The organism is Pseudomonas sp. Marseille-QA0892, assembly GCF_054950135.1.
The window spans coordinates 4,364,454-4,387,479 of the sequence record NZ_CM143104.1 but is presented as its reverse complement, the minus strand read 5'-3'; the positions used below and the strand labels follow the sequence as shown (position 1 = coordinate 4,387,479).

The 23,026-nt window shown below is 61.8% G+C and carries 21 protein-coding genes; 9 read left to right on the top strand and 12 right to left on the bottom strand.

Annotation, left to right across the window (positions count from 1 at the left end; translation table 11 throughout):
* Positions 1–196: 196 nt before the first annotated feature.
* A complete protein-coding gene (gene rep, locus ACY8D3_RS20300) occupies positions 197–2,206 on the top strand; it encodes a DNA helicase Rep (RefSeq protein ID WP_462380645.1) in 2,010 nt (669 codons plus the stop codon).
* Here the strand turns inward: rep and ACY8D3_RS20295 are convergent.
* The gene (locus tag ACY8D3_RS20295) at positions 2,196–4,091 is read right to left on the bottom strand and encodes an ATP-binding protein (RefSeq protein WP_462380644.1); all 1,896 of its coding nucleotides are present in this window, start codon (positions 4,089–4,091) and stop codon (positions 2,196–2,198) included. The genes rep and ACY8D3_RS20295 overlap by 11 nt on opposite strands.
* 260 nt (positions 4,092–4,351) lie before the next feature.
* On the opposite strand from ACY8D3_RS20295, the gene ACY8D3_RS20290 reads away from it, so the two are divergent.
* The 3 genes from ACY8D3_RS20290 (at position 4,352) to ACY8D3_RS20280 (ending at position 6,038) form a co-directional block, all read left to right on the top strand.
* Positions 4,352–4,885 (top strand): Dps family protein, encoded by a 534-nt coding sequence (locus ACY8D3_RS20290; protein WP_462380643.1) that lies wholly within the window; start codon positions 4,352–4,354, stop codon positions 4,883–4,885.
* A 202-nt stretch (positions 4,886–5,087) separates the two neighbouring features.
* Positions 5,088–5,579, top strand: coding sequence for a UPF0158 family protein (locus ACY8D3_RS20285; protein WP_462380642.1), 492 nt, complete (start codon positions 5,088–5,090; stop codon positions 5,577–5,579).
* Between the two features lie 90 nt (positions 5,580–5,669).
* Positions 5,670–6,038, top strand: coding sequence for an RcnB family protein (locus tag ACY8D3_RS20280; RefSeq protein WP_462380641.1), 369 nt, complete (start codon positions 5,670–5,672; stop codon positions 6,036–6,038).
* 101 nt (positions 6,039–6,139) lie between these two features.
* On the opposite strand, the gene ACY8D3_RS20275 is transcribed toward ACY8D3_RS20280, so the two are convergent.
* The gene (locus ACY8D3_RS20275; RefSeq protein WP_462380640.1) at positions 6,140–7,930 is read right to left on the bottom strand and encodes a thiamine pyrophosphate-requiring protein; all 1,791 of its coding nucleotides are present in this window, start codon (positions 7,928–7,930) and stop codon (positions 6,140–6,142) included.
* 339 nt (positions 7,931–8,269) lie between these two features.
* Here ACY8D3_RS20275 and ACY8D3_RS20270 point away from each other — a divergent pair, with 339 nt between their 5' ends.
* From ACY8D3_RS20270 to ACY8D3_RS20260, 3 genes are all read left to right on the top strand, one after another.
* Positions 8,270–8,479: a cold-shock protein gene (locus ACY8D3_RS20270; RefSeq protein ID WP_462380639.1), complete on the top strand. Its 210-nt coding sequence runs from the start codon at positions 8,270–8,272 to the stop codon at positions 8,477–8,479.
* Positions 8,480–8,647: 168 nt separating this feature from the next.
* Complete coding sequence (locus ACY8D3_RS20265; RefSeq protein ID WP_462380638.1) at positions 8,648–9,322, top strand: class I SAM-dependent methyltransferase; 675 nt, start codon at positions 8,648–8,650, stop codon at positions 9,320–9,322.
* A gap of 62 nt (positions 9,323–9,384) precedes the next feature.
* Positions 9,385–9,957, top strand: a complete 573-nt coding sequence (locus ACY8D3_RS20260) for a xanthine phosphoribosyltransferase (RefSeq protein WP_462380636.1) — start codon at positions 9,385–9,387, stop codon at positions 9,955–9,957.
* Here the strand turns inward: ACY8D3_RS20260 and ACY8D3_RS20255 are convergent.
* The gene (locus tag ACY8D3_RS20255; RefSeq protein ID WP_462380634.1) at positions 9,936–10,481 is read right to left on the bottom strand and encodes a DNA-binding protein; all 546 of its coding nucleotides are present in this window, start codon (positions 10,479–10,481) and stop codon (positions 9,936–9,938) included. The genes ACY8D3_RS20260 and ACY8D3_RS20255 overlap by 22 nt on opposite strands.
* Before the next feature lie 343 nt (positions 10,482–10,824).
* Here ACY8D3_RS20255 and ACY8D3_RS20250 point away from each other — a divergent pair, with 343 nt between their 5' ends.
* A complete protein-coding gene (locus ACY8D3_RS20250; protein ID WP_462380633.1) occupies positions 10,825–11,277 on the top strand; it encodes a methyltransferase family protein in 453 nt (150 codons plus the stop codon).
* Between the two features lie 110 nt (positions 11,278–11,387).
* Positions 11,388–13,280, top strand: coding sequence for a PhoX family protein (locus ACY8D3_RS20245; RefSeq protein WP_462380632.1), 1,893 nt, complete (start codon positions 11,388–11,390; stop codon positions 13,278–13,280).
* Between the two features lie 35 nt (positions 13,281–13,315).
* Here the strand turns inward: ACY8D3_RS20245 and ACY8D3_RS20240 are convergent, their stop codons facing one another.
* The 9 genes from ACY8D3_RS20240 to ACY8D3_RS20200 all read right to left on the bottom strand — a co-directional run bounded on the left by ACY8D3_RS20240 (position 13,316) and on the right by ACY8D3_RS20200 (position 22,824).
* On the bottom strand, positions 13,316–14,509 hold the full coding sequence (locus ACY8D3_RS20240; RefSeq protein WP_462380631.1) for an MFS transporter: 1,194 nt from the start codon (positions 14,507–14,509) through the stop codon (positions 13,316–13,318).
* A 349-nt stretch (positions 14,510–14,858) separates the two neighbouring features.
* On the bottom strand, positions 14,859–15,077 hold the full coding sequence (locus ACY8D3_RS20235; RefSeq protein ID WP_462380630.1) for a hypothetical protein: 219 nt from the start codon (positions 15,075–15,077) through the stop codon (positions 14,859–14,861).
* A 170-nt stretch (positions 15,078–15,247) separates the two neighbouring features.
* A complete protein-coding gene (yjiA, locus tag ACY8D3_RS20230) occupies positions 15,248–16,225 on the bottom strand; it encodes a GTPase (RefSeq protein ID WP_462380629.1) in 978 nt (325 codons plus the stop codon).
* Positions 16,226–16,312: 87 nt separating this feature from the next.
* The gene (locus ACY8D3_RS20225; protein WP_462380628.1) at positions 16,313–16,516 is read right to left on the bottom strand and encodes a YbdD/YjiX family protein; all 204 of its coding nucleotides are present in this window, start codon (positions 16,514–16,516) and stop codon (positions 16,313–16,315) included.
* A gap of 12 nt (positions 16,517–16,528) precedes the next feature.
* A complete protein-coding gene (locus ACY8D3_RS20220; protein WP_462380627.1) occupies positions 16,529–18,595 on the bottom strand; it encodes a carbon starvation CstA family protein in 2,067 nt (688 codons plus the stop codon).
* 304 nt (positions 18,596–18,899) lie between these two features.
* On the bottom strand, positions 18,900–19,802 hold the full coding sequence (locus tag ACY8D3_RS20215) for a formate/nitrite transporter family protein (RefSeq protein WP_462380626.1): 903 nt from the start codon (positions 19,800–19,802) through the stop codon (positions 18,900–18,902).
* A 78-nt stretch (positions 19,803–19,880) separates the two neighbouring features.
* Positions 19,881–20,654, bottom strand: coding sequence for an ABC transporter ATP-binding protein (locus ACY8D3_RS20210; RefSeq protein ID WP_462380625.1), 774 nt, complete (start codon positions 20,652–20,654; stop codon positions 19,881–19,883).
* Positions 20,651–21,622: a FecCD family ABC transporter permease gene (locus ACY8D3_RS20205; RefSeq protein ID WP_462380624.1), complete on the bottom strand. Its 972-nt coding sequence runs from the start codon at positions 21,620–21,622 to the stop codon at positions 20,651–20,653. The genes ACY8D3_RS20210 and ACY8D3_RS20205 overlap by 4 nt, the downstream gene beginning before the upstream one ends.
* 122 nt (positions 21,623–21,744) lie before the next feature.
* Positions 21,745–22,824, bottom strand: a complete 1,080-nt coding sequence (locus ACY8D3_RS20200; protein ID WP_462384465.1) for an ABC transporter substrate-binding protein — start codon at positions 22,822–22,824, stop codon at positions 21,745–21,747.
* Between the last annotated feature and the right edge of the window lie 202 nt (positions 22,825–23,026).

Here is a 23,026-nt window from a genome sequence, read left to right as displayed (position 1 = left end):
ATCGCCACCACTGCAAATCCACAGCTCCATTCCGCTTCGATCTGTCGGCTGGTAACGGCATCCAGGCGTCGGGCTGGTAGACTATCGCGTCACCGATCCGGCCCCTTCCAGACCGATCGTTCCGGCCCGCTTGGCACGTTCCTTCGATCTACGTGGCCGCGCGCTCTTCGCCATACCGAGACCTCATCCTTCCAGCATGTCGCGACTCAACCCCCGCCAACAGGAAGCCGTCCATTACGTGAGCGGCCCACTGCTCGTACTCGCTGGCGCCGGCTCCGGCAAGACCAGCGTGATCACTCGCAAGATCGCTTACCTCATCCAGCAATGCGGCATTCGCGCCCAGTACATTTGCGCCGTCACCTTCACCAACAAGGCGGCTCGCGAGATGAAGGAGCGCGTCGGCACCCTGTTGCGTCAGGGCGAAGGCAAGGGCCTGACGGTCTCGACGTTCCACAACCTCGGGCTGAACATCATCCGCCGTGAGTACACGCACCTGGGCTACAAGCCGGGCTTCTCGATCTTCGACGAAGGCGATATCAAGTCGCTGCTGACCGACATCATGCAAAAGGAATACGCGGGCGACGATGGCGTCGATGAGATCAAGAGCTACATCGGCAACTGGAAGAATGACCTCATCCTGCCCGAAGAAGCGCTGGCCAACGCACGCGGACCCAAGGAGCAGACCGCTGCCGTCGTGTACATGCACTATCAGCGGACGCTCAAGGCCTATAACGCCGTCGACTTCGACGACCTGATCCTGCAGCCAGTGAAACTCTTCCAGGACAATCCGGATGTCTTGGAGAAATGGCGCAACCGCATCCGCTACATGCTCGTGGATGAATATCAGGACACCAACGCCAGCCAGTACCTGCTCGTGAAACTGCTGGTGAAGGATCGCGCTCAGTTCACCGTGGTGGGGGACGACGACCAGTCCATCTACGCCTGGCGGGGTGCACGGCCGGAAAACCTCATGCAGCTCAAGGAGGACTTTCCCTCGCTGAAGGTCGTGATGCTGGAGCAGAACTACCGCTCTACCAGCCGCATTCTCAAATGCGCGAACGTGCTCATCGCCAACAACCCGCACGTGTTCGAGAAACAACTATGGAGTGAGATGGGCGTCGGCGATCCGATTCGTGTCATCCGCTGCCGCAACGAGGATGCCGAATGCGAGCGCATCGCGACGGAGATCCTGACGATCCACCTGCGTACGCAGCGGCCCTACAGCGATTTTGCCATCCTGTACCGTGGCAACCACCAGGCCAAGCTCATGGAGCTCAAGCTGCAGCACCATCAGGTGCCCTATCGGCTGTCAGGTGGGACCAGCTTCTTCGGCCGGCAGGAAGTGAAGGACCTGATGTCCTATTTCCGGCTACTGGTGAACCCGGACGACGACAACGCGTTCCTGCGGGTCATCAACGTCCCACGCCGGGAAATCGGCTCGACGACGCTTGAAAAGCTGGGCAACTATGCCACCGAACGCAAGATCAGCATGTACGCGGCGAGCGATGAGCTTGGCCTGTCTGAAGTCATGGATGCACGTTTCACCGAGCGGCTCTCCCGCTTCAAGCGGTACATGGACAAGCTGCGCGAGCAATGCGCCGGTGAAGATCCCATCGGCGCATTGCGCAGCATGGTCATGGATATCGACTACGAGAACTGGATCCGCCAGAACACCTCAAGCGACAAGGCTGCTGACTTCCGCATGGGTAATGTCTGGTTCCTCATCGACGCGCTGAAGAACACGCTTGAGCGCGACGAGGACGGCGACATGACCATCGAACAGGCCATCGCCAAGCTGGTACTGCGCGACATGCTCGAACGCCAGCAAGAGGAAGAAGAAGGCGCCGAAGGGGTCCAGATGATGACGCTGCACGCGTCAAAGGGACTGGAATTTCCCTATGTCTTCATCATGGGCGTCGAAGAGGAAATCCTGCCACATCGCTCCAGCATCGAAGCAGACACCATCGAAGAGGAACGCCGGCTGGCCTACGTGGGCATTACCCGGGCGAGGCAGAACCTCGCGATGACCTACGCCAGCAAGCGCAAGCAGTACGGCGAAATCATCGAGTGCCTGCCGAGCCGGTTCCTGGACGAACTGCCACAGGAAGACCTGGAGTGGGAAAACGTCGAAGACGCGCCCGTTGAGCAGAAGGCCGCCAGAGGCAATGATGCTCTTGCGGCCATGCGGGCGATGCTCAAGAAGTAGGCGAGGCTGCACGCGGTGCTGACGACAGCATCGACTCGATCCGTGCACACAGCACGTCCATCGCGAAGGGTTTCGTCAGCACCTCCATGCCGGGCGGCAGGCTACCGCCTTCGATGACCGACGACTCGGCATAGCCGGTGATGAACAGTACGGGTAGATACGGGCGCACGTGCCGCGCCGCGTCCGCCATTTGCCGGCCATTCAGTGCGCCCGTCAGGCCGACATCGGAGACCAGCAGGTCAATATGTATGTCCGAGCGCAGCAACTGCAGGCCGCTTTCCCCGTCGTGGGCTTCGAGCACGGTATATGACGCCTCGCCCAGCACTTCCACGATAAGTTCGCGGACACTCGCCTCGTCGTCCACGACCAGCACGGTGCATGCACGCTGCGTACGCACCACTGGCTCCCGCTCACGGACCGGCCCGATCGATGCCGGCAGGCCGAGATAGCGCGGCAGGTACAGGCGGACACAGGTGCCTTCACCCAGCGTAGACTCAATCCGTGCGACACCCCCTGACTGCCGCGCGAAACCATAGATCATGGACAGGCCAAGCCCCGTTCCGGCGCCGATCGGCTTGGTCGTGAAGAACGGATCGAAGGCGCGCCGAGCGACCTCCGGCGACATGCCGGTACCGGTGTCACGCACGGCAATGCAGACATAGTCGTCAGGCGCCAGGTCGAGCTGGGCGGCCGCATGGGCATCCAGGCGCAGGTTCTGCGTATAGATAGTCAACAGACCGCCGTCGGGCATGGCATCCCGTGCGTTCAGACATAAGTTGAGCAGCGCATTTTCCAGCTGGTTAGCATCGCACAGGGTCGTCCACAGCATCACATCCAGGTGCGTCTCGATCCGGATGCCGGGCCCAACGCTCCGCTCGATCAGCTCAAGCATTCCAGTGACCAACCCATTCGCGTCGGTCATCGATGGGTCCAGGGTCTGGCGGCGGGAAAACGCCAATAACCGGTGGGTAAGCGACGCCGCGCGCCGCGCAGCGCCCTGGGCCGTGCTGACGTAGCGGTCGATATCGCCAACCCGCCCCTGCCGCAGGCGCATCTGCATGAGGTCGAGACTGCCGGTGATACTGGTCAGGAGGTTGTTGAAGTCATGGGCGATACCGCCGGTGAGTTGACCGACCGCTTCCATCTTCTGGCTCTGGCGCAGCTGGTCTTCGGCCCGCGCCAACGCCTCGGCCTGGAGCTTGGACTGGGTGATGTCGCGCACGTTGCAGTAGATGACCTCGTCGCGCATGACCGAACTCCAGGACAGCCAGCGGTACTGGCCGTCTCGGCAGCGATAGCGGTTTTCAAAGCCCATCAGCTTCCCGTGCGCCCTTAGTTCTTCAAGGGACCGCTCCGTTCGCTCGCGGTCTTCAGGATGGACCAACTGAGGGTATCCGCCTGCGCGCAGCTCTTCTTCGTTCCACCCGAGCGTCTGCGTCCAGGCGGCGTTTGCGCTCAGCATCAACCCACCCGGCGAGGCGGTGCAGAGCATGTCCGGGGACGATTCCCAGATCAGGTCACGCTCGCGCGTACGAACCTCGGCGCGGCGCTCGAGTGCGGCAGCCGCTTCCTTGAGCTGCGTATAAATAATCCTGAGGGTTGCACAAACGGCTACGATGCCGAAGTTCACCAATGAATAGAGCACTGCGCCCAGCCACTGCTCGAGGTGCAGGTCAAAGCTCCAAGCCGGACCCACGAATAGATACGCGGCCGCCATTGCCGATACCACAGTTGCCACAAGCCCTGGCCACAGACCAAGAAAGAAGGCAATCGCCATCAAAAGCGGTATGAACAACAGGTAAGGCAGACCCAGGATGGGCAGCATGAGGCGCGACCCGGCAGCGGCGGCGACAGCCAGCACGGCCAGTGCCAGCCGAAACCACAATGGTTTATGCCAGAGCGGAAGCAGGAGCCGGGCGAGAGGTTTGATGAGCGAGCGGATGCCGAGTACTCCCAGGAGATCAGCGGAAGGGTCGAAAACTACCCGCTGGCTATCGGTCGATTATACGAAGCCTTGACGACGCCGACGATAAACCATCCATCGAGTCGATGCAGTTTAGTAATGAGCGGATTGGCCCTGCATGCGGTCACACTTAAAGATCGATGATTTTTTCTGTAACCATAAGCTACTGTAGGAGGCTCATGATGGCAGTTGCCAATGCCAAGCAAGAACTCAAAAGCGTACAGAGCGTCGCAGACAAGGCCAAAGCGGGACAGGATGCAGGCGTCACCAACCGCGCCGAAATTGGCCAGGCGCTCGCGGTGCTCTTGTCCGATGCGTTCGCGCTTTATGTGAAGACCAAGAACTACCACTGGCATATCGCCGGTCCACACTTCCGCGATTATCACCTGCTGCTCGAAGAGCAGGCGGACCAAATCTTCGCGATTACCGATGATATCGCCGAGCGCGCGCGCAAGATCGGCGAACCGACCATCCGCTCGCTCGAGCAAATGGTCGCTAACAAGCGGTTGGCCAGTAGCGAAGCCACCGACCTGACAGCTGAGCAAATGCTCCGCGAGCTGCAGGCCGACAACGAAGCGTTCGCCGCTTTCATGCGCACTACGCACACGTTGACGGACGACAGTAAAGACGTCGCTACCACCAGCATGCTCGAAGAGTGGATCGATCAGGCCGAGCGCCGCGCCTGGTTCCTGCGCGAAAGCGTGATGGTTCGTTAAGCGATAGCGTAACAAGCGAAGCCCCGCACATTGCGGGGCTTCGTCGTTTCAGAAGGCCAACCGACATGGGCACCGTGACCGCTGGCTGCGGTCTTCTGTTACGGTCCGTAGGAAACGTGCCAGCGCGGACGCACTGCATACGTGCGCGCCGTTTCGTTTCGTACAGAGACACCAGGATGCATTGCTACGGGAGACGATCGCCATGCCTGCACTGACCATTGATCTCGACCGCCTCGCCGAAGCCTTCGATGCCCAGGACCGTTTCGATCGAATTCTCGATTTCGAAACCGGTGAGCTGCGGGCGTTGAGGATGGATACCCTGCCCTTCGATGAACGTGAAGCACTGGAAGCCAGGCCGGACCGGTATGTGGCCGTACCGCGCCTGGACCTCGATGCACGAATCGCCCTACGCGAAGCGTTCCTTCATGAGTTGCGCGACCCGCACGCCCACCCGCTGCTGGCCCTTGCGCTCGGCGGACGAAAACCGTTGCGGACTTTCGACTATGAGCTCGAACAGTTCCCTCAGGCGCAGACGGCCTGGTTGCGTTTCAAAAGCGTCCGCTTGCGCGAAGAGGCACAGGCCTGGCTCTACGAACAGGGGTTTGAGCTCGGGACCGAGCGACAGGTCCACCCCCAGGATCTTAGCGACATTCCCAAGGACATCCTTCGACGGCTCAAGGGCGCGCACCCCTGAGACGCGCTGACCAACGACCTTTCGACAGCGGAACGGATTTTCCGGCCGCTGCCGCCGGTCTCATGTACATAACTATCCCGAGGAGGCCACATGAAGACCACCAAGCCGATCACCGCATTGTTGGGCGCACTACTCATCGCAGGCACCGTGTACGCGGACGATGCCAAAGACAAGCAACAGGAACCCAACCGTGAGGAGTACCAGAATCAGGTGCTCAAGCCACTGCCGAAGCAAAGCGACGATGCCGAAGCGACCGATCCGATGCACATCGGCGGCCACAAGGTGGGCACCCCAGCGCCGCATAAGTACTGGCGTGAAGACTATGCGATCAAGGATCTGGAGAAGCACAACCTGCCCAAGCCAGAGCATGGCAACCAGCACTGGGTGAAGATGGGCACGGACTACGTGCTGCTCAACAACGAAACCGGCACCATTCAGCAGATCATCCAGGCTGAGTAAACAGCCCCCCCGATTTGCCCTTCAGCCCGCCTAGTGCGGGCTGATTTCGTTGTGCGCCCAGAGGGCTTGGCTGACGAATACTGCATCCGCCAGCCTGCACCTCATTTCTTCGACTTGGGCAGGACAGAATTCATGACCTGTTTGGCCGTCTGCGCCAGGATGCCGGCCCGATCCGGATCGCCCTTCATGAGTGACGTCGCGAACTGCTTGGCCTGCTCCACCGTGAAGTGCGGCGGAAGCGGCGGCACGTTCGGATCGGTCTTGAATTCCAGCAGCACCGGCCGATCCGAGGCCATGGCCTCCTCCCACGCGGCGGCTACGGACTCGTCATCCTTCACGTAGATCCCACGCAAGCCAATGGATTCGGCGAACTGGCTATAACGCACATCGGGGATATCCTGCGACGCTTCGAACTTGGGGTCACCTTCCATGACGCGCTGTTCCCAGGTCACCTGGTTCAAATCTTCATTATTGAAGACGGCGCAGATCCAGATCGGGTTGTCCCAGGTTCTCCAGTATTTCGCGACCGTGATCAGCTCGGCCATGTTGTTCATTTGCATGGCGCCATCGCCCACCATCGCGATCACTGGGCGATCCGGGTGAGCGAACTTCGCCGCGATCGCATAAGGAACCGCGGCGCCCATGGAGGCCAGACCGCCGGATAACGAGCCCATCATGCCGCTACGCAGCCGCACGTCCCGGGCATACCAGTTCGCGCAGGAACCGGAGTCGCTGGTGACGATGGCGCGATCGGGCAGCCGTGGGGACAGCTCGTATGCGACCCGCTGCGGATTGATCGGATCGGCGTGTACCTTCGCCCGCGCGGTAATCACTTCGTCCCAGTCGGTCCGCCAGCTCACGATACGGTCACGCCAGCTGGAGTCCGACTTCTCCTCGAGCAGCGGCAATAGCGCTTTCAGGGTATCGGCCGTATCGCCATGCAGGTTCACCTCCATCGGATAGCGCAGGCTCAGCATGTCGGGCTGGATATCGATCTGAACGCCGCGTGCGCGGCCATTCGGCGGGAGGAATTCCGAGTAAGGGAAACCGGAGCCGATCATCAACAGCGTGTCACATTCCTGCATCAGCTTGTAGCTCGGCTCGGTGCCCAAGAGGCCAATCGAACCGGTTACCCACGGCAACGCGTCAGGCAGCACGGCCTTGCCGAGCAGTGCCTTTGCGACGCCGGCGCCGAGCGTTTCGGCAACCTGCAGCACGGCATCGGATGCACCCAGTGCGCCCGCTCCGACGAGGATTGCGACCTTCTTGCCAGCATTGAGCACCTCCGCGGCGCGGCGCAGGTCTTCATCGTGCGGCACGACCTTCGGTCGCTGGTACCCGACGCCGGAGTGTGACGTTCCGTGCTTGTTCGGCGGGTCCTGATACGGCAGTTCCTGGAGATCATTGGGCAGGATCAGCGCGGTAACCCGGCGCTCGCCCAATGCGGTGCGGATGGCGCGGTCGACCAGATGGCGCACCTGCGAAGGCTCACTGGCCTGTTGAACGAAGGCTCCGGCCACATCCTTGAACATGGATACAAGATCCAGCTCCTGCTGGTAGTGACTGCCGAGCGCCGTACGCGCCTGCTGCCCCGAAATGGCCAATACGGGCATGTGGTCCATGCGGGCGTCGTACAGCCCCGTCAGCAGGTGGGAAGCGCCGGGGCCTGACGTCGCGATACAAACGCCCAGCCCGCCCGTGAACTTGGCATCGGCGGCCGCCATGAACGCTGCCATTTCCTCATGACGCGCCTGGATGAAACGGATCTTGCCCTCAGCACGGTTCAGCGCACCGAAGACGCCGTTGATGCCGTCTCCCGGATAACCATAGATACGCCTGACACCCCATTCATAGAGGCGCTCGACCAGAAAATCACCGACCGTCATGGACATGAATAACCTCACCGTTGCGAAACACGCGGCGCCCGGGCGACATGCGGGACGCTCCCTCTTTGGTCTGGACTGACGAGCGGCCCCGTAGGTTTCGCTTGCGTACATGAGCGGTGTTCGGCGGCATCCCCGAGCACACCGTTCGGCGGTATTTCGACAGGATGTGAGATAAATCAGCACAGGAGCGAGAAAGCGCGTATGGTGTGCGCACTGCCTGCTTTGGTCCACGATGCCTAGCGTGATGTCTTGATATTCATCTCCCCGGTTCGTTTCACTTCTGCACTCAGTTTCAAGTACCCAGGATTTGCCTGAGTACATTTCAAATCTCCAGGGAGACACACAATGTCCACACGTCAAACCGGCACCGTTAAGTGGTTCAACGACGAGAAAGGCTTCGGCTTCATCACTCCGAGCGAAGGTCCTGACCTGTTCGTTCACTACCGCTCGATCGAAAGCGCTGGCTTCAAAAGCCTGAGCGAAGGTCAGCAGGTTTCCTTCCTGGTCGTCAAAGGCCAGAAAGGTCTGCAAGCCGACCAGGTCCAGGTGATCTAAGATCCCGCTGGAACCGTCAAAGAAGGCCCTGTAACCACAGGGCCTTTTTTTATTCCCTAAAGCCTGCCGCTTCCTGACATCGCCCCCCTGCCGCCTGCCATCGCCCCGGATGGTCGTCCGTACGTCGTGCCCTGTTTCGATTTGCACGCTTCACCACGGAGACCCGCCATGTCGGGCTATACCACGCGCGTCCAGACCATCGAGGTCGGGGACCAGCATTTCCGCATGCAGTCATTGCTGGACCATTTGCAGTACCACGATCCGGACGGCGAAGCCGAACGCCTGGGCATATCCCCCGAAAGCTGGCCATTGTTCGGCCAGATCTGGCCCTCAGGGTGGGTGCTCGCCAACGCCATGCGGACCATTGAGCTTGGCGGCCGTCGCATACTCGAACTCGGCGCAGGCCTCGCATTGGCAAGCCTGGTCGTCCACCGCCGCGGTGGGGACATGACCGCGAGCGACTACCATCCGCTGATTCCGGCATTCCTCAAACATAACCTGCGCCTCAATGGCCTGGGCCCGTTGCCATACCATCAGGCCGACTGGGGACTGGCCAGCGAAACCCTGGGCCATTTCGACCTCATCATCGGCAGCGATCTGCTTTACGAGCGCGACCAGCCCTCGACACTCGCATCGTTCATCGACCGGCATTCGTCACCGCAGGTGGAAGTGCTCATCGTCGACCCGAACCGCAGCAACCGCGGGAAATTTCGCCAGGCCATGACCGAACGTGGGTATCGTGTGGAAACCACCTCGGCGGACTGCCTGCTGGGAAGCGGCGAAGCGTACAAGGGGTCTTTCCTGCGTTTTCGACGGGAGAGCCGACAGCCGTCGAACGCCTAGGCTTTTTCCGCGGGCCTCAATGAAGGAGAATGCGCGCTTGCTGAAGCCGAGGAATCCTCAACGTGGAACTTTTGAAACAACGCATCCGTGAGCAGGGCGTTGTGCTGTCTGAAAAGGTGTTGAAAGTCGATGCCTTCCTGAATCACCAGATCGACCCCGCCCTCATGCGTGAAATCGGCCATGCCTTCGCCGAGCGCTTTCGCGATGACGGCATCACCAAGATCGTGACCATCGAGGCCTCGGGCATTGCCCCTGCCGTCATGGCCGGTCTCGAACTGGGCGTCCCGGTGATATTCGCACGCAAGCACCAATCGCTGACACTGACCGACAACCTGCTGACCGCGTCGGTGTATTCGTTCACCAAGCAGGTGGAAAGCACGATTGCCGTGTCCACAAACCACCTCTCGGCTGATGATCGCGTCCTGATCATTGATGACTTCCTGGCCAACGGCAAAGCTGCAAAGGGCTTGATCTCCATCATCGACCAGGCGGGTGCGAGCATTGCCGGCCTCGGTATTGTGATCGAGAAATCCTTCCAGACCGGCCGGCGCGAGCTTGAAGAGGCCGGCTACCGGATCGAGTCGCTCGCCCGGGTCAAAGCCCTGGCCAGCGGTCAGGTCACCTTCGTCGACTGACCCTGTATCGCAGCATCGCGCCAGAGCTGAACCAATGCACCCTGCGTCCCGGCCACCGGGTCGCTGATGGGCAACGGCAGCTCGGCGATGCGTTGCTGCGCTGCGTCGTGATCATCACGCTCGGGGCGCAGCAGATCCGGCTCCTGTTCCGGCGGGTAGGCACCCACTACCATGAAGTCATCGCTCCCTTCGATCTGGCAGTGACCGATCCCGGCGGGCAGTACGACTGCGTCACCGGCGCGCAAATCGACCGTTTGCCCGCCTTCCCCGCCAAGCCTGACCTTCGCCCAGCCCCGCGCCACGCCCAGCGCTTCATGCGCGGTCGAGTGGTAGTGATGGTAGTCGTAGATGCCATAGCGCCAACGTGGCGGCCACAGGTGGCTGCAAAACAGACTTTCAAATGCTTCGGCGCGATCGCCGTGCAGCGGCAAATCGCGATAGATCAGCACGGGCAAGACACTGTTGGGCACGCGCCCGTCGCTGCTGAGCGTAAGCGTTTCGGGGCTGGGCGCGGTGCTGGGCATGTGTGTTCCTCTGATTTCAACAAATGGGTGTCTTCCTCAGACCCTTGCCTTTACAACGGAAATTCCCGCTTTGCTCCGAACGGCGCTCGAAGCGAAACCCTGCGCAGCGCGATCGGCGTGGCGCGACCTACGCGGCCCGACCTACGCGGCCCGACCATTAATCATCACGCATGAGAGGACGGGAACCGACGGCCATTTAGCGGATCGAAGGGGACTCGATCGATGGCTACCTGTCAGTAGATCGGCCCGTGAATGGACGCGACCCATCCTGCAGAAGCAGATGGGATAGCCGGTGGACACTGGCGATATACCCCGCACCTTCAACTCGGGAGACCCTCGCTGAATGAGCACGTCGAAAATTCCTCCGCTGCTTCTCATGCTGCTGTTCGCCGCGTTGATGCTCGTTGCCACGGCGTTGCCCCCTGGCGCAACGCGATTCACCGGGCAGATTCCTCTCGCGCTGGGCTTGCTGGCGCTGTCCTGTGTGCTGCTGCTGAGCGCACTCGCCGGCTTTCTGAAGGCCCGCACCAGCATGAATCCCCGCCGCCCCGGCAATGCTTCCCGAATCGTCACGTCGGGTGCCTATCGGCTGAGCCGTAATCCCATGTACCTCGGTTTCGTTCTGCTGCTGGCGGCGTGGGCTGTGCTACTCGCGCATCCGCTCTCTGCCATCCTGGTGCCGTTGTTCGGGGCTTGCTTGTACCACTGGCAGATCCTCCCCGAGGAACGCGTTCTGGAGCGCAAGTTCGGGGAAGCGTTCCTGGAATACAAATCGCGCGTACGCCGCTGGATCTAAACGAAGCGGTCCTGTGGCTCGCGTAGGCTTTGTCCGTGCGTGCAGCTGTCATCTAACCGTCATGTGTGGCGGGTAGCGTCCGCGAAATCGACGCGCCGGAGCTGCCCGCAATGCATGACGACCTTCCCACCGATCTCGAACGCATGGCGCTTTCGCGCCGCCGCTTTATCGGCATGGGCACCTTTGCCGGTGCTGCCCTGTTTCTCGCGGGCGGACCGCTTGCCCGCTCGGCATTGGCAAAAGCCGTCAGCGATGCCAACCAGAGCCCGTTGCTTGGCTTCCAGAACCTGCCCGCCTCTACGGCCGACACCGTTACGCTGCCACTGGGCTACGAGGCCAAGGTGCTCATCAGTTGGGGACAGCCGCTGGGTATCAACGGGCCCGAATTCAAGCCCCAGGGCGGCAACAGTGCCGCCGAGCAGTTGCTCCAGTTCGGTGACAATAACGACGGCATGAGCTTCTTCCCATGGCCGGACGATCCGAACCGTGCGCTCATGGCGATCAACAATGAATACGTGAATTATCGCTACCTGCTCGGCCACGGCGGATTGCCGGCTTCTGCCGAGGACGTCCTCAAGGCGCAGTCAGCCGAAGGCGTGACCGTGATCGAGGTACGTCAGCAGGATGGCGAATGGCGCTTTCAACCCGGCTCGCCCTATAACCGCCGTATCCATGCGAATACGCCGATTTCGGTCAGCGGTCCTGCCCGTGGCCATGACCTGTTGAAAACGGCCGCCGACCCCCTCGGGGTGGATGTGCGAGGCACGTTCCAGAACTGCTCGAGTGGGCAAACGCCGTGGGGCACTTACCTCACCTGCGAAGAAAACTTCACCGATTGCTTCGGCAGCAGCGACGCGAACCTCTCCTTCACGCCAGACCAGAAGCGTTTCAGCGTAAAGCACGCCAGCGTCGAAAACGAATGGCACCGCTTCGACGAGCGCTTCGACGTGTCCCGTCATCCCAACGAACTCAACCGGCATGGCTGGATTGTCGAGATCGATCCGTTCGACCCGAAATCCACACCGGTCAAGCGCACGGCGCTGGGGCGCTTCAAGCATGAGAATGCCGCTCTGGCGACCACGCGCGACGGCCGCGTGGTGGTGTACATGGGTGATGATGAGCGCGGCGAATTCATCTACAAGTTCGTCACGCGGGATCGCCTTGATCCGAACAATACCGAAGCCAACCGGCACATCCTCGACCACGGCACGCTCTATGTCGCTCGCTACAACGAGGGCGACCGTGACCAGGCGCACCCGAAGGGCCAGGGTGAGTGGATTCCATTGGTTCACGGCCAGGGTGGACTGGACGAAACCAACGGATTTGCGAGCCAGGCGGACGTGCTTATTCGTGCGCGCCAGGCGGGCACACTCGTCGGCGCAACCCGCATGGACCGCCCGGAGTGGATTGCCGTGAGCCCCAAGGACGGCCAGGTCTACTGCACGCTGACGAACAACTCCAAGCGCGGCGAAGACGGCCAGCCCGTTGGCGGACCGAACCCCCGCGCAAACAACCTCTATGGGCAGATCCTGCGCTGGCGAGAGCAGGACGACGACGCGGCGGCGCCTCGCTTCGAGTGGGACCTGTTCATCATCGCCGGCAACCCGGTTGCCCACCCGGATACGCCCAACGCCGGTTCGCCCGAGATCAATGCCGACAACATGTTCAACTCCCCGGACGGCCTTGGCTTCGATCCGAGCGGCCGGCTCTGGGTCCTCACGGACGGCAAATACAGCAATAAGGGCGACTATGTCGGTATGGGCAACAACCAGATGCTCTGCGCCGATCCAGGGACTGGCGAAATCCGGCGCTTCATGGTGGGGCCGGTCGGCTGCGAGGTGACCGGCCTTGCGTTCTCACCGGACTACCGCACGATGTTCGTCGGGATCCAGCATCCGGGCGAAGAAGGTGGCTCGACCTTTCCCGATCATCAACCCGATGGCACACCGCGCTCCTCCGTCATGGCCATCACCCGCACGGATGGTGGCGTGATCGGCGCCTGATCCCACCGGTGGCGCTTCGCCCAGGGTGACGTTGTTCAGCCGGGCGAAGCTTCGGCGCGTGGGCGCGCCTTGACCGCAGGGGCCATCAGGAAGGTACTCGCGACCAGCACCATCACCACGAGCAAGGCCGAGCGCAGCCCATAGGCTTCGCCCAGAAAGCCCAATGACGGCGGGCCAACCAAAAACGCCAGATAGCCCAGCGTCGCTACGGCAGACACCCGCCGCGCGCCATGCTGCGGGTCGTCACCAGCCGCCGAGATGCCAACCGGAAAGCCCAACGATGCACCGATCCCCCACAGGATCACCGCAGCCGCCGCCAGCCAGGCGTTATCCGAGAAAATGACCAGCGCAAGGCCAGCTCCACCGAACAATGCACACCCGCGGATGACAGTTTCACGCCCAACGCGGGCCAGCACGAAGTTTCCGCAGAAGCGGCCTATCGTCATCGCGCCCGCAAACCCCGCATAGATCAACGCGCTGGAAGCCGGGTCGAACCCATGGCCGTCGACCATCAGCAGCGGCAACCAGTCAGTGGCCGAGCCTTCCGCCATCGCAAGCGCCAGGACGATAAGCCCGATGAAAACCAGTTTCCGGTCCCTCCATACCGCCCAGTAGCCCGATCGGACCCCTGTATCGTTCGCCGCCCGCGGGGTTTCGCGACCCACGTTTGCCGGAATCTGGCGACACGCCCAAATCGCGGCCGGCGCGCACAGCCCGGCCATGATGATGAGGTGAGCGACGACCGATAGCGCCAAATGCGCAAGGCCCATGCTCAACAATGCGCCGCAGAGCGTCCCGAGGCTGAAACAACCGTGCAGCACAGGCAGCAGCGGCCGCGCGGTGATGCGCTCCACTTCCGCGCCTTCAATATTGATCGCGATCTCGCCCAATCCCATCCCGGCACCGATGCAGAAGAGGCCCAGGAACACCCCTGGCGCCATCGAGACCGAGGCACCCAGGGCAACGCCGAGCGTACCGACGAACACGAGCGCTGTCCCTATCGCAGCGACCGGCCGCGTGCCGCGCAACTGCACGGCTTTGCCCGACGCCAATACGCCACACATGGCGCCGGACGACAGGCCAAACAGGATCAGCCCCATTTCACTGGTGGAGGCCAGCAAGAGGTCGCGGATATCGGGTGTACGGGTCACCCAGGACGCCAGCAACAACCCTGGGATGAGGAACAGCAAACATAACGCGGCACGCCGCCGACGGACCTGAATGTCCAAGAAGGCCCCCTAGGCGAAACGATAAACGGGTGAGTGTAACTTGGTCGCTCTGGAGGCAGCCGAGTTCTGGCGATGCGATGGAAAACGAGAAAAGGACTGAGGTGCGCGCACCGGTGCGAACGTAAGACACCGGAATCGAACTTGGCCGGCCAAGCCGCAACCAGGCGTAGCAATGCCGAAGTGCCCTACTCTTCCTGCCGGAGATTTATCACGTCAAGCGCAGTCGCAGAAAGCGGTATCCGTGGGGCGGATTAGCCAAGGGCATAATCCGCCGTTTACCGCGCGGCACGCTGCTGTTCTGATTGAATGGCCCCAGCGTTCCGCGATGAATCCCTATTTCAGCCGAGGCCTAATGCACCGAGCGGATGACAATTGGCGTGGCAACGTCACCGTTCTCGTCCGGCGAGGGTTCAATTTGCAGTCCGTCATGATCCCGCCAGATCCGGTAGGGGCGGCCATCCTGGTCAATTGCTTTCACCGTGGCATGCAGTGTCAGTAGCGCAGAAAATCGCCGACGTCCGTCAACGACCTCGAACCCCCGTTCCTCCAGCATCTTCGGATAGCTCATGCGACAAACCTCCGTTCTTATTGGTCGGATGCGGGCGCGTCGGACTCTGGGCACGCGAAGCGCTGCACCTGTAAAAACTGACCATCAAGACAGACATCAGATCGCAACAATCGGCTGGACGGTCGTCAGACCTCCCGCCAGCCGCCGGCTGGAGTAGATAGCGGTCAATCTCAGGCAGACGCCGCCAACGCTTCGAAAGCGGTCCGAATGTGGTCTTCCGGCAGGTCGTCACCGATGAACACGATCACACTCTCGCGCGGACCGCTCTCTTCCCACTCGGCATCCCAATCGAACCCGTACAGCCGAAGCACACCCTGGAATACCATTCGCCGCGGCTCACTGGCGATATTCAGCACGCCCTTGTAGCGCAGCAATGACCTGCCGTGTGTTTCCAGCAGGCTCTCCATGAACGCGCTCAGTCGGTCGAGATCGAGCGCCGCCTCGGTGCGCAGCACCAGCGTCCGGATACGATCCACCGGATGCGCAGGCGAGAGCGGTCTGAACGTCAGAGCCGGACCGAAATCGGCATTGAGGTTGAAGCCGCGAACATCCAGCAGCTGGGAAAGCTCGATGTGGCCGTGATCGACGGTGTGCACCGTCGCGCGACGGTTGATGCGCTGAAGCCGCTGGGTCAGCGCATCGATGCCCTCGGGTTTCGCCAGGTCTGTCTTGCTGAGCAGGATGCGGTCGGCAAATCCTACCTGTGCCTGCGCGATGGGCTCTTTCAGGTGGCGCTCGGCATTCACCGCGTCAACCAGCGTGATCACACCGTCCAGAACGAACAGTTCGCAAAGGTCTTCGTCGATGAAGAACGTCTGCGCGACAGGCGCCGGATCGGCAAGGCCGGTACATTCGATCACGAGACGATCGAACGCAATGGTGCCGTTCTCGCGGCGTTCGTAGAGGTACATCAGTCCACGCTTCAAATCCCCGTTCATGGAGCAGCAGACACAGCCGTTGGCGAGCGTCAGCACCTCGGCAGGCGCCCCGCCCAGCAACGTCGAATCAATCTCGGTCTCGGCGAACTCGTTCTCGATTACCGCCAGCTTCAAACCATGCTCGGCCTGCAGCAGGTACTTAAGCAGCGTCGTCTTGCCGGCGCCGAGAAAGCCGGTCAGCACGGTCACGGGAATGGGGGTCTGGGACATGCGTACCTCGAAATGAAATGCGCCACGGCAAGCCGTGGCGCAGGAAATCAGCGTCGGACGGTGGGTCCACCGTCCGACAGAGAGCGATCAGCAGCAGCGGATCGCGCCGGACTTGCCCCCGCCGTAGCGGGCCTCCTGACGCTCGCGGAAGAACTCATCGTAGGTCATGACCGGTTGGTCCGGATGCTTGCGCGTCATGTGGTCCACGTAATTGTCGTAGTCCGGCATGCCGACCAGCATCTTCGCCGCCTGGCCCAGATATTTGCCCATACGGCCGAGGTCGTTGAACATCGTCTTACCCTCTTAAACGTCAGGAACCGGCTGGAAGGGTGCTTCGCGGTCGGTGCGCTCAGGCTTGGCCAGCGCTGCACGGCCAACCTTGATCGCGAAGAACAGGATGCTCATCACAACGAACAGGAACAAGACCGTCAGTGTGGTATTCGTCCAGGCGTTGAAGACAATATGTTGCATCTGATCCATGGTCTTGGCCGGTGCAATCACCTGCCCCTGCGCCATCGCCGCGCTGTACTTGTTCGCCAGCGCAACGAAGCCCACGGCCGGGTTCGGATCGAACAGTTTGATCAGGCCGGCCGTAGTGGTGCAGATGAGCAGCCAGACGGCCGGAACGAGGGTGACCCAGACGTAGCGCTGGCGCTTCATCTTGATCAGCACCACGCAGCCGAGCATCAGCGCGATACCTGCGAGCATCTGGTTGGAGATGCCGAACAGCGGCCACAGCGTGTTGATGCCGCCCAGCGGATCGACTACGCCTTGATAGAGCAACCAGCCCCAGAGCGCGACGCAGCCTGCCGTGGCAAGCATATTCGCGCCCCACGATTCGGTACGCTTGAGCGCCGGTACGAAGTTGCCCAAAAGATCCTGCAGCATGAAGCGGCCCGCACGGGTACCGGCATCCACAGCCGTCAGAATGAAGAGTGCTTCGAACAGGATCGCGAAGTGGTACCAGAACGCCATGGTGTTTTCACCCGGGAGCACGTTGTGCAGGATCTGGGCGATGCCCACCGCCAGTGTCGGCGCACCGCCTGCACGCGCCAGGATGCTGTGCTCACCGATATCGCGCGCAGTGGCTTCGAGCTGCTCGGGCGTGATGGTGAAGCCCCAATTGCTCACAGCAGCGGCGACCGAAACGACATCGCCGCCGACAACCGCAGCAGGGCTGTTCATGGCGAAGTACACGCCTGGCTCGATGACCGACGCGGCCACCATGGCCATGATGGCCACGAAGGACTCCATGAGCATGCCGCCGTAACCGATGTAGCGTGCATGGGTTTCATTCGCCAGCAGCTTCGGCGTGGTGCCCGACGAAATCAGCGCGTGGAAGCCAGATACCGCACCACAGGCAATGGTAATGAACAGGAACGGGAACAGCGTGCCCTTCCACACCGGGCCGGTGCCGTCGGTGAACTGGGTCAGCGCTGGCATCTGCAGCATCGGCATGGTGATCAGGATGCCGATCGCCAGGGCGACGATGGTGCCGATCTTGAGGAAGGTCGACAGGTAGTCACGCGGCGCCAGTACCAGCCACACGGGCAGCACTGCCGCGACGAAGCCGTAACCGATCAGCATCCAGGTGATCTGTACGCCCGTGAACGTGAACGCCGGACCCCATACCGGATCGGCAGCGACCAGGCCACCAAGCCAGATCGAGGCCAGCAGCAGTACCACGCCGATCAGGGAAATCTCGCCGATACGCCCCGGGCGGATATAGCGCATGTAGATGCCCATGAACATCGCAATCGGGATGGTCGCGATCACGGTGAACATGCCCCACGGGCTTTCGGCCAAGGCCTTGACCACGATCAGGGCCAGCACCGCGAGGATGATGATCATGATCAGGAAGCAGCCGAACAGCGCGATGGTGCCCGGGATCCGGCCCATCTCCTCGCGCACCATGTCGCCCAATGAGCGGCCGTTGCGACGCGTGGACATGAACAGCACCATGAAGTCCTGCACCGCGCCGGCCAGGACGACACCGGCAATCAGCCAGAGCGTGCCGGGCAGGTAACCCATCTGCGCCGCCAGTACCGGGCCTACCAGCGGGCCTGCACCGGCAATCGCCGCGAAGTGGTGGCCGAACAGAATGTGTTTGTTGGTCGGGACGTAGTCCAGGCCGTCATTGTTGAGGACGGCGGGCGTCGCTCGGGTGGGGTCCAGCTGCATCACCTTGGTGGCGATGAACAGGCTGTAGTAGCGATAAGCGACCAGATAGAGAGCAACGGCCGCGACGACGATCCAGAGCGCGTTGATGGCCTCACCCCTCCTGAGGGCGACGACACCGAGCGCACAGGCACCCAGCACGGCCAGCGCTGCCCAGGGCAGGTGGCGTGCGACACTATTGTTGTTATTCATCTTTCACTCCGGCATCGGAGGCGCCGAGGAGCGCCCCACACGTGTAGTCCGCATAGGCGCGAGCGCCACTGAGGTCGCCGAAACCTGCGTCCCTGTGGCCCGCGCTAGTTAGATATCACCCGTATCATTCTGTGACAAGCAGCACGCGATCCGGGCGACAACCTGCACCGTGGCGTCTACGTCGCGGCTTCCGGGCCGTTTTCACCGCCATGGCTGCCAGCGCCGTATAAGCGCGGGCGCCACCATACGCCGTAGGCCATTGCTGTCCACTCGACGAAAGTCCAGCTACCCACGTGATACGAGGTCATGGCACCTCGCTGCGGATCTGCGCGTGGCTGATGATCGCGAAGATCAGGCTGCCACCCACGATGTTACCGGCCAGCGTCGGCAGGGCGAACGGCCACCAGAACTGCGACCAGCCTAGCTCACCGGCAAACACCAGGTAGCTCACCTCCGCCGTACCGACCACGATGTGCGCAAAACTGCCCAGTGCCATGCAGTAGGTGATAATGATGATGATCCAGATCTTGGCACCCTCGGCAGCCGGGATCAGCCAGACCATCGTGGCGATCATCCACCCAGAAACGATCGCCTTGGCGAACATCGCATAGGCATCGTTATGCATGACCTCGCGCCCAATGGTCAGGAAGGCTTCGTCCGCTTGTTCACTGAAGATAGGCAAGGTCAGCGCCCCGTAGGCGAAGATCATGGCGCCCACCATGTTGCCGACCAGTACGACCGCCCAGAGCCGCAATAGCTTGATCGCCATGCTGACCGAAGGATCGCTCATCACGGGCAGGACAGCCGTCAGGGTGTTCTCGGTGAACAGTTGCTGCCGCGCCAGGATGATTGCAAGAAACCCCACCGGGTAACCGAAGCTGTAGATGATGGGAGCCATTTCGCTTTCGCCTGTGTAGGCGCTGAGCAAGCCAAGCGCCATCATCGAAAGCCCGATCGAAAGCCCCGCTGCCAATGCCGACCAGAACAGTGCTCCGGCGCTGCGCTCCAGTTCGTGGCGACCCTGAAGCCGTATGATCTCGTGCAGGACCTGGGGGCGCGGTGGCTGGCCGCTGACGGCCTGGTCCTTCTCACCTTCGGTGAGTTCATCTGCGGGATCGAGTTCGCGCTCTACGAATTCACTGTCCCGCTGGGCACGGCGATCCGCATCATCCGCCTCCCGTCTTTCATCCTTGCTTCGGTCAACCATGATCGCCACCGCCGTTTGGGAATCCGATATAGGCAGCGGCGCAAAACGGACGTTCAAGAGGCCCAGTGCAAATAATGCTCAGGCGAGCGGGCGATCCACGAGTACCTGCACGTGTCCCCTGGAACAGCACTCTACACGGGCCTCGACGCCGTAGACGTCAGCCAGCAAACCGGGTGTCAGGATCTGGCGCGGCGGCCCCTGATCCACCACCCCGCCGTTGCGTAGTACCACGAGCTGATCCGAATGCCGCGCTGCCATCGAGATGTCGTGCAGGACGATCACCGCGACCAACCCATGCGCTTGGGTGAGCTCACGTACGCAGTCCATCACCCGGAGTTGATAGTGGAGGTCTAGCGCACTGGTAGGCTCGTCGAGCAGCAGCACCTGGGGGCGCCGAGCGATCAGCTGGGCCAGGGCCACCAGCTGGCGTTGGCCGCCGGAAAGCTTGTCCAGCGGACGATCGGCAAGGTGTGCAATCCCGACACGAACCAGAGCGGCATGCGCTTGGGCCAGCAAATCACCCGTACCTGCGTTATCGGATACCCGCAGCGCCGCAACGACGCCTTCAAGCACACCCAGCGCGATGCCCGGTGGCAGTTGCTGTGGCATGTAGGTCATCCGGCGCGCCCGATCGGTGGCGTTCAGCGCGGACAGATCCTGACCGTCCAGCGCGACACGGCCGTCCATGCGCTCGAGCCCCGCGATTGCCCGCAGCAGGGTGGACTTGCCGGCCCCGTTCGGGCCTACAAGGGCGGTGAGTGTCCCGCGCTCGAGCGTGGGCAGCGAGACATCCTCGATCACCCGGTGACGTCCGTAGGCCACGCTCACGTTATGGATGGCGAGGCCCGTCACAGCTTTCTCCCACGCTTGAAAACCAGGATCACGAACACCGGCACGCCAACCAGTGCAGTCACGATGCCGACCGGCACGATCACACCCGGCAGGATGATCTTGCTGGCAATGGACGACAGCGACATGAGCAGAGCCCCGACCAATGCGCTGGCCGGGAAGAGGAAGCGCTGATCCTCGCCAACGAGCAACCGCGCGATATGCGGCCCGACGAGCCCCACGAAGCCTATGGTGCCGACGAACGCCACCGCCGTAGCGGCCAACAGGCTGACGCGCATCAGGGAAGCAAACCGCAGCCGCTTCACATCAACACCGAAGCTGCGCGCGCGGTCCTCGCCCATACGCAGCAGCGTCATCTTCGGCGCTGCACGCAACGAGAACGGCAGGACCACCGCAATCACCAGCGCCAGGATGGCGAGCTTGCCCCAATTCGCACGGGCAACGCTGCCAAGCGTCCAGAATACAAGTTGCTGAAGAACGTCTTCGGTGGCCAGCAACTGCAGCAGCGAGACCACAGCATTGCAGCTAAAAACCAGGGCGATGCCAAACAGCACCAGGCTTTCCACCCCGGCGCCACGCAATCGGGACATGGCCTGCAGCAGAAAGACCGACAGGCAGGCGAAGATGAACGCAGCGATGGTGACCTGCACGTTGGGTGATAACCACACACTCGCAATGGGATAGGCGATCGCCAACGATGCGCCCAATGCAGCCGCCGACGAAACACCCAGGGTGAAAGGGCTGGCGAGGGGGTTGTCGAGAATGGCCTGCATTTCGGCGCCGGCCAGTGCCAGCGCCGCACCGACGAGCACCGCCATCAATGAGTACGGCAGCCGCACATTCCAGACGATGACGCGCTCGGTCAATTCGAGCGCGCTCGGGTCGAAGATGCCTTCGATCAGGCGGCCGAGGCCCATCCCGGACGGCCCACTGGCGAGGTCCACCAAGACCGAGCCGACCAGCCCGGTCATCAATAGCGCAACAAGCAAAAACCGCCGCCATACGAGGCGACGGTATCCAGTGCCGAGGCGCTCGAGTTCACCCTTCTGGCCAGCGGCCGAAAGGGTGCCTCGTTCCGGAACCGAGGTTGAAGTCATGGATGGCTGGCAGCAGGCTTGTCAATCCAGTACGCGCCGGACAGGTCGTTGCTCAGGAAGCCACTGATTTCCTTCATCGTCGCGTGCGGATCGAGGTCCGCAAACAGTTCGGGATGAACCCAGCGCGCCATCGCCTCGATCGCGATGATGTTGTAGGGCGAGTTGTAGAAGTCATGCCACAGGGCATGGGCGTTGCCTTCACGAACGGCGCGCAACGGTGCAAATTCGGGGCGGGCCAATACCTTGGCGAAGCTCGCCTGTGCATCCGCTTCACTCACGTCAGCGCCTAGCAACAACCCGGGTGCGCGATTGCCTGTCGCGATGTACACGTCAGGGTCCTTCTTGAGAACGTACTCGACGTTTACGTCACCGATCGCGCCTGGCACCACATCCGCTGCGATGTTATGGCCACCAACGGCCTCGACCACGCTACCCAGGCCGCTCTTGCCAGTCGTATGGCCCGGCGCCTGCCAGACAAGCGGGAGCAGCTCGAGGAACACGGAGGGGCGCTTGTCATCGTCGATACCTGCGACCGCATTCGTGATGCGATCGAGATGGCGATCATAGAAGGACAGGTATTCGCCGGCCTCCTGCTCGCGGCCCAGCAATTTGCCGAGCGCGGCAAGGCTCGTGCGCACGTTCTTGATCGGGTGGACGCGGAAGTCGATGAAGACCACCGGGATGCCTGCCTGGGCCAGCAGATCCGCGACCGGGCTGTGCTGGGTCGGGCCTTCGCCCGCGATGCTGAAAATGGCCAGATCGGGCTTGAGCTTGAGGATCTGCTCAGCGCTCACACTTTGCTCGGAGGCCTGGCCGATCACCGGAATATCCTTGATCTGCGGGTACTTCTCTTCGTAAGCCGCGTAGGTATGCGGATCGAGCAAACGCATGTCGTTCTGCCAGCCGACGACGCGTTTGAAGGGCTCCTTGCGATCCAACAGCGCCAGCGCATAGAACAGCCGCCCTTCGCCCAGCACCACACGCTTGGGCTCGGACGTAACCTCGACCTTGCGGCCCAACACATCGGTGACTTCCACCGCATGTGCAGTAGCCGAAAGGCAAATGCCTGCCAGCATCAGGGCCGGCAGTGCGGCACGCCGCAATAACGAGATCAGGGACACAATACTTTCTCCACGACAGATGAAACGAAGAAGATCAGCAGCTCAAGCGGTACCGGATCTCAACCGAAACGGCCGGTCGGCAGTCACGTCCGACGTAGCAGTCTGGAAAGCTGAGCAACATCCATAACCATCCACGCGCCTCGACCGAGTGTTGTCA

Coding starts and splice junctions, on each gene's coding strand:
- ACY8D3_RS20250 (WP_462380633.1), top strand. CDS start 10,825: ATGAGCACGTCGAAAATTCCTCCGCTGCTTCTCATGCTGCTGTTCGCC.
- ACY8D3_RS20245 (WP_462380632.1), top strand. CDS start 11,388: ATGCATGACGACCTTCCCACCGATCTCGAACGCATGGCGCTTTCGCGC.
- ACY8D3_RS20275 (WP_462380640.1), bottom strand. CDS start 7,930: ATGTCCATGACGGTCGGTGATTTTCTGGTCGAGCGCCTCTATGAATGG.
- yjiA (WP_462380629.1), bottom strand. CDS start 16,225: ATGTCCCAGACCCCCATTCCCGTGACCGTGCTGACCGGCTTTCTCGGC.
- ACY8D3_RS20200 (WP_462384465.1), bottom strand. CDS start 22,824: ATGCTGGCAGGCATTTGCCTTTCGGCTACTGCACATGCGGTGGAAGTC.
- ACY8D3_RS20215 (WP_462380626.1), bottom strand. CDS start 19,802: ATGGTTGACCGAAGCAAGGATGAAAGACGGGAGGCGGATGATGCGGAT.
- ACY8D3_RS20220 (WP_462380627.1), bottom strand. CDS start 18,595: ATGAATAACAACAATAGTGTCGCACGCCACCTGCCCTGGGCAGCGCTG.
- ACY8D3_RS20280 (WP_462380641.1), top strand. CDS start 5,670: ATGAAGACCACCAAGCCGATCACCGCATTGTTGGGCGCACTACTCATC.
- ACY8D3_RS20265 (WP_462380638.1), top strand. CDS start 8,648: ATGTCGGGCTATACCACGCGCGTCCAGACCATCGAGGTCGGGGACCAG.
- ACY8D3_RS20205 (WP_462380624.1), bottom strand. CDS start 21,622: ATGACCGGGCTGGTCGGCTCGGTCTTGGTGGACCTCGCCAGTGGGCCG.
- ACY8D3_RS20270 (WP_462380639.1), top strand. CDS start 8,270: ATGTCCACACGTCAAACCGGCACCGTTAAGTGGTTCAACGACGAGAAA.
- ACY8D3_RS20285 (WP_462380642.1), top strand. CDS start 5,088: ATGCCTGCACTGACCATTGATCTCGACCGCCTCGCCGAAGCCTTCGAT.
- ACY8D3_RS20255 (WP_462380634.1), bottom strand. CDS start 10,481: ATGCCCAGCACCGCGCCCAGCCCCGAAACGCTTACGCTCAGCAGCGAC.
- ACY8D3_RS20225 (WP_462380628.1), bottom strand. CDS start 16,516: ATGTTCAACGACCTCGGCCGTATGGGCAAATATCTGGGCCAGGCGGCG.
- ACY8D3_RS20235 (WP_462380630.1), bottom strand. CDS start 15,077: ATGAGCTATCCGAAGATGCTGGAGGAACGGGGGTTCGAGGTCGTTGAC.
- ACY8D3_RS20290 (WP_462380643.1), top strand. CDS start 4,352: ATGGCAGTTGCCAATGCCAAGCAAGAACTCAAAAGCGTACAGAGCGTC.
- rep (WP_462380645.1), top strand. CDS start 197: ATGTCGCGACTCAACCCCCGCCAACAGGAAGCCGTCCATTACGTGAGC.